At 59.0% G+C, this 15,436-nt stretch carries 11 protein-coding genes and 1 tRNA gene; 2 read left to right on the top strand and 10 right to left on the bottom strand.

Annotated features, from left to right (window positions below; genetic code table 11):
- Positions 1-32 precede the first annotated feature (32 nt).
- Positions 33-1,493, bottom strand: a complete 1,461-nt coding sequence (tldD, locus tag GLX_RS09970; RefSeq protein ID WP_041247341.1) for a metalloprotease TldD — start codon at positions 1,491-1,493, stop codon at positions 33-35.
- Positions 1,494-1,586: 93 nt separating this feature from the next.
- On the opposite strand from tldD, the gene treF reads away from it, so the two are divergent.
- Positions 1,587-4,499, top strand: a complete 2,913-nt coding sequence (gene treF, locus GLX_RS16590; protein WP_014105842.1) for an alpha,alpha-trehalase TreF — start codon at positions 1,587-1,589, stop codon at positions 4,497-4,499.
- A gap of 419 nt (positions 4,500-4,918) precedes the next feature.
- Here treF and GLX_RS09960 read toward each other — a convergent pair whose 3' ends face one another.
- From GLX_RS09960 to GLX_RS09930, 7 genes are all read right to left on the bottom strand, one after another.
- Entirely contained in the window at positions 4,919-6,022 is a 1,104-nt protein-coding gene (locus GLX_RS09960; RefSeq protein WP_041247340.1) for a hypothetical protein, read from the bottom strand.
- Positions 6,023-6,131: 109 nt separating this feature from the next.
- Positions 6,132-7,799 carry a hypothetical protein gene (locus GLX_RS09955; protein WP_014105840.1) on the bottom strand — a complete coding sequence of 556 codons (1,668 nt, stop codon included), beginning with the start codon at positions 7,797-7,799 and terminating at the stop codon, positions 6,132-6,134.
- Positions 7,800-7,914: 115 nt separating this feature from the next.
- Positions 7,915-9,393 (bottom strand): glycosyltransferase family protein, encoded by a 1,479-nt coding sequence (locus GLX_RS09950; protein WP_231850324.1) that lies wholly within the window; start codon positions 9,391-9,393, stop codon positions 7,915-7,917.
- 354 nt (positions 9,394-9,747) lie between these two features.
- The gene (locus GLX_RS09945) at positions 9,748-10,542 is read right to left on the bottom strand and encodes a polyprenol monophosphomannose synthase (protein ID WP_014105838.1); all 795 of its coding nucleotides are present in this window, start codon (positions 10,540-10,542) and stop codon (positions 9,748-9,750) included.
- A gap of 188 nt (positions 10,543-10,730) precedes the next feature.
- Positions 10,731-10,807, bottom strand: a tRNA-Pro gene (locus GLX_RS09940).
- A gap of 55 nt (positions 10,808-10,862) precedes the next feature.
- The gene (locus GLX_RS09935) at positions 10,863-11,447 is read right to left on the bottom strand and encodes an LOG family protein (RefSeq protein WP_014105837.1); all 585 of its coding nucleotides are present in this window, start codon (positions 11,445-11,447) and stop codon (positions 10,863-10,865) included.
- Positions 11,448-11,492: 45 nt separating this feature from the next.
- Positions 11,493-12,695, bottom strand: coding sequence for an MFS transporter (locus GLX_RS09930; RefSeq protein ID WP_014105836.1), 1,203 nt, complete (start codon positions 12,693-12,695; stop codon positions 11,493-11,495).
- A 204-nt stretch (positions 12,696-12,899) separates the two neighbouring features.
- Here GLX_RS09930 and GLX_RS09925 point away from each other — a divergent pair, with 204 nt between their 5' ends.
- Positions 12,900-13,475: an NUDIX domain-containing protein gene (locus GLX_RS09925; protein ID WP_014105835.1), complete on the top strand. Its 576-nt coding sequence runs from the start codon at positions 12,900-12,902 to the stop codon at positions 13,473-13,475.
- A gap of 44 nt (positions 13,476-13,519) precedes the next feature.
- On the opposite strand, the gene GLX_RS09920 is transcribed toward GLX_RS09925, so the two are convergent.
- On the bottom strand, positions 13,520-14,257 hold the full coding sequence (locus GLX_RS09920; RefSeq protein ID WP_014105834.1) for a methylenetetrahydrofolate reductase: 738 nt from the start codon (positions 14,255-14,257) through the stop codon (positions 13,520-13,522).
- A 28-nt stretch (positions 14,258-14,285) separates the two neighbouring features.
- Positions 14,286-15,200 carry a bifunctional methylenetetrahydrofolate dehydrogenase/methenyltetrahydrofolate cyclohydrolase FolD gene (gene folD, locus GLX_RS09915; RefSeq protein WP_014105833.1) on the bottom strand — a complete coding sequence of 305 codons (915 nt, stop codon included), beginning with the start codon at positions 15,198-15,200 and terminating at the stop codon, positions 14,286-14,288.
- Positions 15,201-15,436: the final 236 nt, after the last annotated feature.

The following is a 15,436-nucleotide window of genomic DNA, read 5'->3' as shown; positions in this document are numbered from 1 at the left end:
CCCGAAAACTTTTATTCCTTATTTTTCATGGCTCAACCGCCCGTACCACCCACAGTCAGGCCGGTCATCTTGAGCGTAGGCTGGCCAACACCCACCGGCACCCCCTGTCCCGACTTGCCACAGGTGCCTATGCCGGGGTCCAGTGCGGGTTCGCCCCCAATCATGGTGACCTTGGTCATGGCATCCGCGCCATTGCCGATCAGGGTGGCGCCACGCACGGGATATGTGACCTTTCCATCCTCGATCATGTAGGCTTCGGACGCGGCAAACACGAACTTGCCCGACGTGATATCGACCTGCCCGCCACCAAAATTGACCGCGTACAGCCCGCGCTTCGTGCTGCGGATCATGTCCTCGGTCGTGGCGTCCCCACCCAGCATAATGGTGTTGGTCATGCGCGGCATGGGCGCATGGGCATAGGACTGCCGCCGCCCGTTGCCCGTGGTCGGCACTCCCATCAGCCGGGCATTGAGCCGGTCCTGCAGGTAGCCGGTCAGGATGCCATCCTCAATCATCACGGTGCGGCTGGTCGGCGTGCCCTCATCATCAATGGTCAGGCTGCCCCGGCGTTCAGGCAGGGTGCCGTCATCCACCACGGTCACACCTGCTGCTGCCACGCGCTTGCCCATCAGCCCGGCAAAGGCCGAGGTGCCCTTGCGGTTGAAATCACCCTCCAGCCCGTGACCCACGGCCTCATGCAACAGGATGCCGGGCCACCCGGCCCCCAACACCACTTCCATCTCACCCGCAGGGGCTGGCCGGGCTTCCAGGTTGACCAGTGCCATACGCAGGGCCTCGTCCACCGCGCCCTGCCACACCTGTGGCGCCAATAGGCGGGTATAGGCATAACGCCCGCCCAGTCCATGGCCACCACTTTCGCGCCGCCCGTCGTGCTCCACCACCACCGATACGTTCATGCGTACCAGCGGGCGGATATCGGCCATGCGCTGGCCATCGGGGCGGATAATCTGCACGGCCTGCCATTCCGCCGAAAGCGATGCCATGACCTGCACCACGCGCGGGTCACGCGCACGGGCATAGGCATCAAGCTCGGACAGCATGGCCGCGCGGGAGGCAAACGTGCCCTCCCCCAGCGGGTTGATGTCAGGATACAGGCGGTGGTTGGTCGCGCGCGGGCCAGCAGCCAGCGTGCCGCTGCGCCCGGCGCGGATCTGGGTTACGGTCTCGGCCGCGCGGCGGATCGCATTTTCACTGATTTCATCGGAATGGGCGAAGCCGGTTTCCTCCTCCAGCACGGCACGCAGACCAAAGCCGGATGACGTATCGAAGGTTGCGGAGCGGATCACGCCTTCATCAAGGGAAATCGCCTCGCTTTCACGATATTCCAAGAAAAGCTCGCCATCATCCATGCCCGTAAGCGCCTGGTTGACCAGGCGCTCGGCATCCGGGCGACCAAGGCGGACACCGGCGCGTTCAAAGAACAGGGCATCGGTTGCAGCCAGCGGGGTAAGACCCTGAAGGGATGAGGGCATGAAGTGGCGACTCCGGTTAACGGAACAGGAAAAAACACGACCATTCGGCCCATGTAGGCCCAAAAGGGCACCCACCATAGCTGGTTTCAGCCCATGGTGGAAAGCTGGTGCCTGTTCATGACAGCCACCATGCCTGAAAATGAACTTCCCTCCATCCGCACGGTTTCCCTTTGTGATACCAGACCAAGGCAGGGCATTGTGCAAAGCTCAGGTTTTCATTGTTCGGAGAAATGGCGTCTCGTGAAAGTTTCCCTCCTGTGCGGTTCAACCCTGTCCCGGTCCGCGCCCCGTCAGGCCGGGCTTGTGCTGGCCAGCCTCCTGTACGCTGCCGCACCCGCCCTGGCCCAGACAGCGTCTGCCCCCGCACAGGCGGATCTGGCGAGTACGCCCGCGTCCGTCTCATCTGCACCGCACGATACGGATGGAACGGCAGCGGCAGCGGCACCCGCTCCAGCCACGCCGCCGCCCTCCACTCCGGTCCCTGCCGCCGATGCAGACGAACAGACCTATTCCGTCCCCACACCCGAACCACTCTCGGGGAGCGGCAGCATGCCATCCGCGCCACAGAATATGACCCCGGCCCCAGCGCCACAGGCCGCACCCGCGCAGCCTGCGGTGAGCACAACCGGAACACCGCAGGTTCAGCCTGCGCCACCTGCCGCCCCGGCAGCCGCAACGCCTGCGGTAACGGCGCCAGCCACTACGGCAACGCAGCCCGACACCCCGGCAGCCCCGGTCCCGCCACAGGATAAAGGTGCACCGGCAGCGCCTTCCCCAGCCCCCGTCCATGCTGGAACGGCCACGCCTTCCGATGTCGAACAGGCCGCTCCAGCCACGCCACCCGCACCGGGCACCCAATCCGCGCAGGTCATACACAAAGATGGACCAGTTTCCAGCGGTAGTACGCCGGTCCCCCCCGCTACGGCCCTGCTGTCCGACGCGGCGGCACCAGCGGCGCTGGCGCAGGATCTGCGGCCACCCTCCATCGTGCTGGCAGGTCTGTTCGAGGCCATTGGCGAGGCCCATATCTATACCGACGCCAAGACCGCGGCCGACGCCATACCCGACGAGGCTCCGGCCGACCTGATGGCGGAATACAATACCGCCCGGCTGCGGCCTGATTTCTCGCTGAAGGATTTCGTCGCCCGGCACTTCACCCTGCCCGAGCGCAAGACCGTATCGTACCAGCGCAGTCCCGATGAAAACGTACGCGACTACATCAACGGCATGTGGGACGTGCTGAGCCGCCCGCCCGATACGCAGGTGGCCTATTCCTCCCAGCTACCGCTGCCCTATACCTATGTGGTGCCGGGTGGCCGTTTCAGTGAACTGTATTACTGGGACAGCTACTTCACCATGATCGGGCTGTACGAGAACCAGAAGATCGACCTCATGCGCGACATGATCCGCGACATGGCTTCGATGATCGACCGCTACGGCCACATTCCCAACGGCAGCCGGACCTATTACCTCAGCCGTTCGCAGGTACCGTTCTTCTCGCTTATGGTGGACCTGCTGGCCATGCATGACGGGCAGGTGGCCTACACCACTTTCCTGCCCGAACTGCAGGCGGAATATGATTACTGGATGGATGGGCAGGATTCCGTCCCCCCCGGTGGGGCCTACCGCCATGTGGTACGCCTGCCCGATGGCACGATCATGAATCGCCACTGGGATGACATGGATACCCCGCGCGATGAAAGCTACCCGGAGGACATCGCCACTGCCGCCCAGTCCGGCCGCCCGAAGGAAGAGGTCTACCGCGATCTGCGCGCGGGATCGGAAACGGGGTGGGACTTCTCCTCACGCTGGCTGGCCGACGGGCATACCCTGTCCACCATTCACACCACCGACCTGCTGACGGTGGAACTCAACTTCCTGATCCCGCACCTGCAACAGACGCTGGCCCACGCCTATGAACTGAAAGGCAACAAGGAAGCCGCCGCCCACTACAGCCATCTGGCGCAGGAGCGCGTGGAAGCCGCCCGGCGCGTGCTGTGGGATGAACGGCGCGCGGCCTTTATCGACTATGACTGGAAGAAGGGGGAATCGACCTCCATCCTCTCAGGTGCAACCGCCGTACCCCTGTTCCTGCAGATGGCAACACCAGAACAGGCCAAGGCCGTATCCGAAACCATCCGCAAGAACCTGCTCAAGGTCGGTGGCCTGATCGCCACCGAGCGCACGGGTAGCGGGCAGCAGTGGGATTCACCCAATGGCTGGGCCCCCCTGCAGTGGATGGCGGTCAAGGGTCTGAACCAGTATGGCTACGACGCCCTGGCCAGCGACATCGCGGCGCGGTGGATGGGGCGCGTAATCGGCACGTATGAAAAATCCGGCGTGCTGCTGGAGAAATATGACGTGGTCAATCCCTTCATCAGCCCCAAGGGCGGCAAGGGTGGCGGTGAATACCCCATGCAGATCGGCTTTGGCTGGACCAATGGCACGCTGCTCGGCCTGATGAACCGCTACCCGCAGAACACCCGCGTGGTGCTGGACCGCAACCCGGCCGCCGACCAGCCATCCCCCCAGCCCCTGCCGCCCATGAACGCCTATGGCGTGCAGAGCGACAATGATGTCCTGAACCGCTACAGCCAGCCCACTGTTACACTCACGCCCCGCCCGGTTGCCCCGACCCCAGCCCTGCCGCAGATGTCCACCGTGGGGGCAAGTGCACCTACCTCCGCGACACAGATACCGGCCCAGACCCCAACGCTCACGCCACCACAACCTGCCACACCTGTCGCTCCCCCTATCCAGACAACACCGGCATCGACAGACACGCAGACAGGAACACCGGAACCGCATGATGGCGCAGCGCCAGCCGCAGCCGCTCTGCCTGCGACGCCCCCCTCTGCGCCGCCCGCACCGCAGCCTGCGGGGAATGCAATCACTCCACCCGCTCCGGCTGCACAACCCACCGAGACAGCCGTTCCCTCAGGCAACAATACGCACGTCACGGAACAGAAACCTGCCGAAAGTGGCAGTCCCCAAGCTCCGCAGTAAACATGCTGGGGTCATGGGGCTTCTCCCTGCCTATCAGACTATCCCTGAACAGGCAGGGGAAGCCCGAATAACAGAGACGCTCCGCCACAGGCTGGAGCGACACCGGTCAGACCCATACCCGTGCTGACAAGACGGGCGGCAAGGCTCCCGAATAAAGGCATGACCAGCCACAGCTACCGTCTCCAGCGATCTTGATGGCTGGCATAAACACCACGGATTTCGTTAGCCTCGTATTCTCCCAGCGTTATATCGTGTCGCATATAGAAATCGCGGTAATTATCACTCACATGCGGATACCAACGCAGGCTGAAAGCAAACAGATTGATGCCGCCCAATAGCGCAATCAGTACCAGACGTACAAGGTACCACCGTACCGTATACCCCAACCGGACAGTAGGAGAGCGAGTGTTCATTGTAGCCTAATAAAGCAGGTTGGTATCATGGAACCACAAGACCGTAATCACCAGCAGGGTAACAGAAAAAAAGGCAATGAACGCATTGCGCACGGCAGGCCGCATATCCATCAGACATGCATAGACAATCATGAAAAAGAATGGATTAGCCATGATGATGCGATGGATCGACAGCAGGCTTGAGGAAAACGCAACCATGAACGTAACCAGCAGGACGGTCGTTTCAAGATAGAGCTTCTTCTGGAAACCCTTGTAAATCACGATCATGTCCAGAATTGCCGCCACTACCAGGTTGACGTGGGTCTTGTGTTCCAGATTGAACCACACCCAATAGCCCGGAAAATGGAATACACGATGCCAGGCAATCTGTACGTGGGAAAAAGCCAGACTGTCGCCAGTCAGACGATACAGATAGATCATAAACAACGAGATACCGGTCCCACCAGCCAGAACCAGCAGGCTGCTGTCCATCACCGATGCGGCCAGGGCCTGGAGACGCTCCCTTCCCCGGTAGCCGACATTCCGCCGCCAGGACATGAATATATGAAACGCGGCGAAGACCAGCACACATAGGATGCCCGTTGGCCGGGTGAGACATAACAGCAGGGCGGACAGCGACGCCACATAGAACCGGCTGTTCAGAACGGCCCAGGCCATACCCATAAGGAACAGGCCGAACATGCATTCAGTATACTGGACCCTGAACCACAGGGTAGCTGGAAAGGTAAAGAAGAACAGGAAGTAAAGCCGATAATCGACCGGTCCCCATTTCCTGTTTTGGTACTGGTAGCATAACCAGGCCAACATCGGCAGCAGAACGGCGTTCAGTATGATACCCACATCGGGCGCGGGTAATCCGGTCAGATCCCTTATGGTGCGCAGGGTCAGGGGAAAAGCGGGAAAAAAAGCCCAATTTGCCTCTCCCAGCCATTGGGCGGCAAGGGACGATGTCCGATCATAACCCTGGTCCACGATGCGCATATAAGCATCCGAACAGTCCCAGTGGCACGAAGCCGCCGCTATTCCGCCATAGGAACGGGCAAGCCATACAATACAGCCCAGTACGGCAGCATGCACGAAAAGAAGAAATGCCCATATCTTGGTTTTCATCTGTGTCCTGGCTGGATCGCACATTATTCTATAAGAACAGAAAGTAGAAACGACTATGCATCAACGTGGGAGAACGCATACCTCAGTGCCCCTCGTCGAAGGGAAAGTATTATCTATTCTCTTTCCACTCAAATAGACCATGACATGGCATGACTCTCTGACGGTCATATATGAGCAGCGACAGTGAGTCGTCTACGGGCAGAACCAGATTGGGTGTTCCAAGGTTTTTCACAATGACAGCTCGCGTTAGGTGATCGTCACTCTGAAGGGCATGGGAATAGACCAGGAAAAAGACCCGGTCCGTACCCTGCAAATCTTCGGGCAGATACCACTGCCTTTTGCTCAGCCACGGACGGGCCTGCAGGGTGCACGCACCAAGCTTCGGGCCAAATGTATCCGGGCTATCCGTAATTGCCCGCAGTCTTATCTCATCCCCGCTGACCAATGTTGTAAGCGAGGCATGCCAATAATCTGTATACCCATGCGTAAGGTGCTGCTGGCGCAGCAGCTCCACCAGAGGCCGCACATCCAACTGATGACCGACCTGATATGGATCGATATCCACATCCACATCCTGTCGCGGATTCCATGTCAGTACACAGGCCAATGATGAACACACAATCACGCCCAAAAATAAGCCGGATGTCTTTTCAGCATTGCCAGAACGGGCATAAACGATGGGAGCAAACAGCAGGACCGGCAGAAAATAACGAATAATGTCCTCTCCCGGGATATAGAAATTCAGTACTGAGGCCGCAACGGCATCCATGACAAGGCCCAGCACCAGAATATCCGAGACAGCATCGCCACCAGAAAAAGACCGGTTCTGTCTAACCTCATCCAGCCGGTTACGGACATAACGCCACACATAGTGCACGATGAGCGCAAACGGTACCAAGCGTACCATATCTGTCAGGGCATTGTGGTTAGCGCGCCCAGCAATAGTCTTGCCCCAAAAGTTGACACCAAACAGATCAAGCACAGACATAAGCGAAAATATCAGATGCCGAGGCAGCTCGGACAGCGGCAGAAAATGTGCCGCAGCGTGCATGGACCGAAAGCCTCCTGCCTCACGGATGCCGGTCTTGATACCCGTAGCTACTACAAAGGCGAGAACCATAAGCACGAAGCAGCGTACGCCGCTGGCGGGTTTATCCCCCGTCCAGACCCGCCACAGACTGACAAGACAGGCCGGCATGACAAAACAGCATACGGCAAACGGGTCACTAATAAAGATAACGCTAACGATCCCAAACAGACTGGCCTGCGCCAGCTTTCCACCTGTTCCGTCCAACACCCGCCCTGTTGCCATGATACCAAGCAGCGCAACGAACATCGTCCCCACGTGATAAGGCGTATAAGTAACGAACGCGAGCGCCCCCTGCTCATACAGAGGAATGATGGCAATAAAGGCCACAACTGGCAGCAGGCATCGCCATGATCTGCCCCCCCTGCCGTTGCACGCCAGACATGATGCAACTCCGATGATTCCTCCCCACCACAGGGCCGGCAGAAGATGCAACACAGTCACGCCATCTGGTATGATTTTGAGCAAACCAGCCATGCTCAGCAGGTCTATCAACCAGAAATTATCGGGGGAGTTGACCCATCCCTTCAGAAACACATTTCCTTGCGCAATATCTTGCGCCTCGAACAGAGCATTGGCCTGATCTGAATCAGGTAAAAACCGCAAACCGTAATGATAACACGAAATTCCCCCAAGTAACATAAAAGAAAATATCAGAATAAGATAAATATATTTGCCGTTTACGCTCATATCATCGAGCCTGCCTTGAAATAATTGAAAAACAAGAACGCTTCAGGGCCATCTTCTGTATCTTCTTCTTTGTAGAAAGACCGACTTCCCAGCGGTAGCTTCGTCCCTTCCCTGCCTAATCGTGACCAGCATGGGTAGCTGCTTCATACTGCCTTACCACCTGTCCGAACTGTTCATAATCCGGCGGGGCACTACAGTGGGATTCCACGCGGAAAAGACAGAACTCCCGCAAGCAGGCGACACTCTTATCCTCGGGTGGTGCGGACCACGTTTTACCATATGTGATGAGGTAGTTGTACCGTCCAGCCAGTTGCGCCATAGAGGCTGTATCATAAGCAAAATAGAGCGGCACGTCATGATGGGGAAAATAGGAGTACCCCCCCACATGGGACCACTCCCCCCGAATGGGAAATGCCAGGCCGCAGATATCGGGCTGCCGCGCTGCAATCTGCTGCAGGCGGATCAGGGCATCACTGTTACGGATATGGATCAGGGACAGTTCTTGCACAAAGCCAAGCAATGGTATCATGACAAGCCCCAACATGACCCTGCGCCCTGACCACAGAAGTGGATCCTGGTTTACCCACTGGCTGAACGCCACTGTCGCCACGACCAGCAGTAACGGGATGGCACCGTAAATGAAGGACGGTTCCTTATGACCGATCAAGGAATGGGACAGAATGACCGCCACCGCCACCATGGCTGGCATGGAAAACTGACGGAACCCATATATGAAAAAGCCGATGACGAGCACAAAAGCCACCTGCCAGCGCCCCAGCAGGTCGATGATATAGAAATAGAAGGGCGCCGTTCCATAACTGGCAGCAATATTCTGCCCGATATTGGCATGCACGTTACGGAAAACAGAACCAAACAGTGTACCATATGTCCGCAGGTCAACGAGACCATATACCAGCACAGGCAGGGCAAAACCCGTAGCCAGCAATACGACCCGGACCAGTTGCCGCCTGCACCACCATACCATCCATACCAGCGTCAGAACGGCAGCGGGCATAAGCTGGAAACGCAACCCTGCGCCACAGCCGATAAAAAATGCCGAGCCCGTATAAAGACCGGTAATGCCATGACCTGCCACACGGGAAAGAGACAAGCCAGGCTGGCTGCCCTGCGCCATACGCGCAATCATTCCCATAATTGTGCCCAGCGCCAGCAGGTTACCCCCTACCATCTCGGTTGCGGTACGGGAGGCCCCCAGCACGAGATCTGGCCATAACGCACCCATGAGACCACAAGCAACCAGCCCGGTGCGCCCCGCCGCAATCCTGCCCAGTCCCATGAAGACTGCAACGAGACCAAGCGAAAAAAAACACAAGATACCCTGTATCCAAAGCGGCGAATGCCCCAGCCCCAGAGCATCGGTTACGCGCCATACATCCGCGATCAGATCAGGAAAGGCCCAGTTACGGATACCGGCCTGCCATTCCCAGGTTGTCACGCCGTGGCCGGTCAACTGGCGATGGGCAGGTTCGAGGACCTGGAATATTTCATCCGCACGCAGGGCCGAGGGATAAAAACAGGGGATGGCAAAGCGGTAAAGGAACGAAATAATGAATATGAAGACTATGAACGGCACTGACAACCTGCTGTTTTTTATCATCTTCATATCCATCGGACCGAACATGCCAAAGGAAATCCCGTTTCGTCATCGTAGCCCGTCTGCCTGACTCCCCCCATGAGACAGAACGTTACTCAACCTTGAACGGCCTGGCGTTCCCTTGGGGGCTATCCATCCAGTCGGCCCCGCACCATGTAAACAGACATGCTTCTGACGCTACCATCAAACCTTCGGGGATCTCCATGGCGTGCGCGGTCATGACACATCGAGAGCCGAAAACCAGATTTTGCTCCGGGAGCCGGAACATTCGCTGCTACGGGTAGGAATTATGCGCCTGGAGCAGAGAAAAACAGGCTACGGCGAAGCCTGTTTTCACGATGAGGAAACAGCGGAAAGAGAACGCTTTTTTTTCTTGAGCATATGCTGCAGAATCATCTGCCCGAACTGCACAAGCACCTTGCTGTCCATCTTGCTTTCCCCTTCATGGCGTGAACGGAAAACAAATGGCAGTTCAATGACCCGTGGGGTGGTTTTCTGCGCCATCAGCATATCAAGCAGGATCTTGAATCCCGTGCCGGAAAGATTGGCGACAGAGTTGACGAACAGGTCGCGCCGGACGGCAAAGAACCCGCTCATCGGATCACTGACCCGCACGGACAGGAAGCACTGGGCAATACGGATGCCGGTATTGGACAGGAATAACCGCCAGGCATTGGCAAGGCCACTGTTATCACCCCCTTCGACATGGCGGCTGCCAATCGCTACATCGTAACCTTGGTTGTGGATGGCATCGAACATCTGTTCCAGCAGCCGTTCATCATGCTGCATGTCACCATCCATCACGGCAACAATCGGCGCGGATGACGACAATACCCCCTCGATCACGGCAGAGGACAGGCCACGGCGGCCCACACGCAGGATGCCGCGCACCCGACTGTCTAGCTGCGCCAGACGCCAGATTTCCCCAATGGTGCCATCAGGGGAGTTGTCATCAACGAATATAAGTTCCCAATGCGGGTGTGTCACTGCCTGTTCCACGGCGCGGACCAGGGGTTCCACATTGCCCCGTTCATTGTAACAGGGAATGATGATGCTCAGGACCGGCCCCGGCTGGGCCTCCCCTCTGTCATGCGTATCAGAATGCGCGACGACTGAAGAAATTTGCATACTTGGTCATGGTCCCGGAGGCTTGTAGGGCGGATCAGATGGCGATGCAGGTCAAGGACACCCCGCATGCAGACCATCCCCCGCCGGAAACCGGAAATAGAGGATTTCCCCTAAGGCCGCAATACCAGGGGTGTTACGACATGAAACAGAAAAAAGCCGGACACCATAGGGCATCCGGCTTGAAAATCTGGTCGGAGTGAGAGGATTCGAACCTCCGGCCCCTGCGTCCCGAACACAGTGCTCTACCAGGCTGAGCTACACTCCGTTGCAGGCGGCTATACAAGGCCATCAGGATTTAGGCAAGGGGATAGATGAAAGTTTTACAGTGTCGGCACCGTATCGCGCGCATTGGACTGCACCGGCAGGCTTTCCAGTGCCGCCATAAGGGCGGGCACATCGGGCACGACGGCAAACAGGTTACGCACAGTGGGGGCGGCAAACCCGTCGGTGATGCAACTCTCGATCATGGCCAGCAGAGAATCGGCCCAGCCCGCGATATTGACGATGTAGATCGGCTTGTCGTGCTGGCGCAACTGCCGCCAGGTCATGATCTCGATCGTCTCGTCAAACGTACCAAGGCCACCCGGCATCACCACAAAAGCATCAGATAGCGCGAACATGCGCGCCTTGCGGTCATGCATGCCCTCCGTCACGGTCAGGTCGGTCACACCTTCATGCATGATCTCACGCGAATGCAGGAAGGCGGGAATGATGCCCGTCACCGCGCCACCGGCGGCAAGGGCCGCATCCGCCACCGTGCCCATAAGCCCCACATGGCCCCCGCCATAGACAAGCCTGATGCCGGCGTGCCCCAGTGCGGCCCCCAGCGCGCGGGCTTGTGCTGCATATTCCGACCGCGAGCCGAAGCGCGACCCACAAAAAACGGCAACGGATGAAATCTGCATAGACCCAACTCTGCTCCCTGCAAGAATATCAGTTCGCCATGCTCTTCAGCGTGGCAGGAATTTCAGCACAATGGTTACACCCACGCCCGCCAACGTAAACAGGGCGGACACCACAAACAGCGCGCCATATCCCATGGTCTGGATCACCAGCCCCAGCAGCGGGCCGGACAGGCCCACGGCAATATCAAGAAAAACCGAGAATGCACCCAGTGCCGCACCGCGATTTTCCGGCCCCACGCGCGCCACGGCCAGCACCCCCATTGCGGGAAAGACCAGCGAGAAGCCCGCCCCCGTCAGCGCCGCCCCCAGTGCGGCACCTGCCACGGTGGTACACCGCCACAGCACCAGCAGCCCCAGCGTTTCCACCAGCAACGAGACCAATGCCACGACCAGTCCGCCATAGCGGTCGATCTGCCGGGCAAAGATAAAACGCATGAGCATGAAGCTCACACCAAATCCGGCCAACGCCATCGCTGCGCCATTCCAGTTGTTATGGGCATAGAACAGCGCAAGGCAGGCCGAGATCGTGCCAAAACCCACGGACCCGCATGCCAGCACCGCGCCATGGGGCAGCACGCGCATGAACACGGCACCGAACGACATGGGTGGCCCCTTGGCCGCCACGGGCGGCACGGGTGCGTACTGTCGCGCCAGTACGAAGCCAAACAGCGTAAGCCCCGCCGAGAGCAGGCCCACCACGGTCAGCCCCCCATAGGGCAGCGGCAACCCTGCCAGCAACTGCCCCACCGGTGCACCAAGCGCGATGCCACCATAGGAGGTCACTCCGTTCCATGAGATGACCTGCGCGGTCCGCGCCGCGCCCACGCGACCGATGTTCCACATGATGGCGCCGGTTGCGGTCCAGCTTTCCCCGATCCCGAGCAGGATACGACTGATGATCAGCAATCCGATGGACAGGGCCGCAAAATGCAGCATGATCCCCGATAGCATGAGCGCCACCCCCGACAGGGTGCATATCGCAAGCCCCGCCACCACCGTGGGCTTGGCTCCATGCCGGTCCGCACGCCGCCCGGCGCTGGCGCGCGAGGCAAAGGTGGCCAGGTACTGCAGCGAGACCGCAAGCCCCGCCAGCACCGTATTATAGCCCAGCACCTGATGCACGAAGACGGGAATGACCGCCATCGGCAGCCCGATATCGATGTAACACAGGAGGTTGAAGAGTACGACGGGCAGTATCCGCCGTGTAGGTGACCCCGATGACGCCTGCTGCCCGGTCATAATACGCATAAACTCCAGAGTTTAAAAAAATACGTGCCCTGCCCGGTCATGAATGGGGATCATGCCAGATGGCAGGCAGAATGCTTTTGGAACGATCTTTGACACCGTTTATGGAAAAATAGAAAAAACCACGCCGTACATTCGTTCCCGCACCACAGTACCGTGTGTAACGCATGCAGACCTGGCAGACACGATCAGTAAGGATGGCATTCCATGACACATTCCCCCCCGCCAGATGCAGGCGGCTATGCAACAATTTCTACCAGAACCGCCTATGAAAACCCATGGACCCGCGTACGCGAGGACATCATCATCCGTCCCAACGGCAGACAGGGCCTGTACGGTGTGGTGGAACGGGGTGATTTTGTCGTGATCCTGCCCCTGTGGGAAGGACCGGACGGCCCTCGCGTAACACTGATCCGCCAGTACCGCTATCCCATACAAAAGCGGATGTGGGAACTCCCTATGGGCATGTGGGAAAATAGCCCCGACGCCACACCGGAAGACGTGGCACGCGGTGAACTGCGTGAAGAAACCGGGCTTGTGGCCGACTGCATGCGTGATGCCGGACTGATGTATCAGGGGGCGGGCTACACCACACAGAAGGGCCGCGCCTATCTTGCCACCGGCCTGCGCCAGGGTCCGCATCAGCGCGAGGATACGGAAGAAGACATTACCTGCCATACCGTGACCCTGCCCGAGATGCAGGAGATGATCATCGACGGCCGGATTACCTGCATGGTCACAATCGCGACATTCGGGCTGATCCGCGCCCGTGGCTGGATCTGATCCCGACTGGACCTGCCCTTTGCATGGCAGGCCCAGCACGCCGCTTACTGGCGGCGCAGGGGGGTAAGATAGCGCTCCAGATTGACCCGCAGCGGCATGAGGTAGGTATTTCCCCCCGCCTGTGTCACCACATCCATCATCTGCCGGGCAAAGGCGATGTTAGCCTCAAGGGTGGGATCGAAATCATGGGGGAAGATGACGTGGTTGGTCGTCTCCCAGTACGAACGTGACTTGGGGCCAATAACGGGCGAGATGCCCCAGAATACGTTCTCTCCCGCCAACCAGTTCATGCACAGGTCCAGCATGCGCATATCAAATATCGGCTGGGTGAAGAACCCGGCCGCACCTGCTTCCTTCTTGCGCGCAATAGCCTGCATTTCCTTGTAGGGCGCACGGCGGTAGGGATCGAACGCGGCATAGACTGCCAGATGCGGCGCTTCACGCCGGTAGCGGGCAATCACGCTCTCGCTGGTATTGGGGTACGTGCGGTGGCGTAGGTCGGTTGGCGGATCACCCTGCACAACCAGCACTTCACGCAAGGCCGGATCATCCGCCCCCGGCAGGGGGGCATCGGGGGCAATGTCGATGGCGCGGATATGCGGGATTACACGCGGGAAGATGGGACGAATCAGGCGCGCTGCCTCCCAGCTACGCAGGGGAAAGCGCAGCAGGTCGGGAATGTTGATCACCTGCGCATCGGGGAAGAGGCGACTGACTTCCCCCGCATCGCGCAGCAGGGTTTCCGCATCACGCGGGATCAGTTCAACAGCCGTCAGGCCCATGTTTTCATTCCCTTCCGGTCATTATGCTTCAGCACGCGCGGCCTTCCACTATGGTGCGCGCCGCATCAAGGGTATTGCGCAGCAGACAAGCGATGGTCATGGGCCCCACCCCGCCCGGCACCGGTGTGATCAGCCCGGCATGGGGGGCGACCTCGTCAAACTTCACATCGCCCACCAGCCGCGTCTTGCCTCCGGGCAGCGTAACGCGGGAAATACCGACATCAATCACGGTTGCGCCGGGCTTTATCCAATCACCGCGTACCAGTTCACGCACGCCGGTCGCCACCACCACGATATCGGCCTGCCGGGCAAGGGCTGCCGTATCACGCGTGTCGATATGCGCCACGGTGACGGTGCAGCCTTCCTGCAGGAGCAGTTGCGCCATGGGCCGACCTACAAGGCTGGATGCCCCGATGACCAGCGCGTCCTGCCCCCGCATGTCCCCCACATAATGGCGCAGCAGCAGCAGGCAGCCCAGCGGCGTGCACGGCACAATGCCCGGCAGACCCAACGTCAGCCTGCCAGCATTGACCACACCCAGCCCATCCACATCCTTTTCCGGCACGATGGCGTTGGTCACCGCCACCGGGTCCAGCCCGGCTGGCAGGGGCAACTGGACAAGGATGCCATGGATCTCGGGATCGACATTGAGCCGGGCAATCAGGCCCAGCAGTTCTTCCTGCGATGTGGTGGCAGGCAGCATATGCATGAACGAACGCATACCCGCGCGATGGGTCTGGAGCGCCTTGTTGCGCACATACACCTCACTGGCTGGGTCATTGCCCACCAGTACCACGGCCAGGCCGGGGGTGATGTGGTGGCGGTCATAGAACGCGCTGACATCGGTTGCGATATCCTGCGTCAGGCGTGCGGCAAACCCTTTGCCATCAATCAGGCGCGCGCCCGGGGATGCGTACGCATTGGATAGTGCTGGACCGGTCATCATCCCTCCAAGACAAACAAGGCAATGCGTGCAGATAAGGCAAGATGGCCGCCCGCCACAATCATCACCTCCCGGTTTTTTGCCCAAAGAGTAGAAAAAATACACCCGACCGCTGTTTTTTCATAAAAATGGCCACGACATGACTGTCGCGGCCACAGGGCGTTCATGGAGAAATGATGACGCGAAACAGCAGAAGCCAAACATCAGAAAATTTTTGGTAAATCTTTTCCCAAACG

Source organism: Komagataeibacter medellinensis NBRC 3288 (genome assembly GCF_000182745.2).
GTDB classification, from domain to species: domain Bacteria; phylum Pseudomonadota; class Alphaproteobacteria; order Acetobacterales; family Acetobacteraceae; genus Komagataeibacter; species Komagataeibacter medellinensis.
This window is presented reverse-complemented; position numbering and strand designations above follow the sequence as displayed.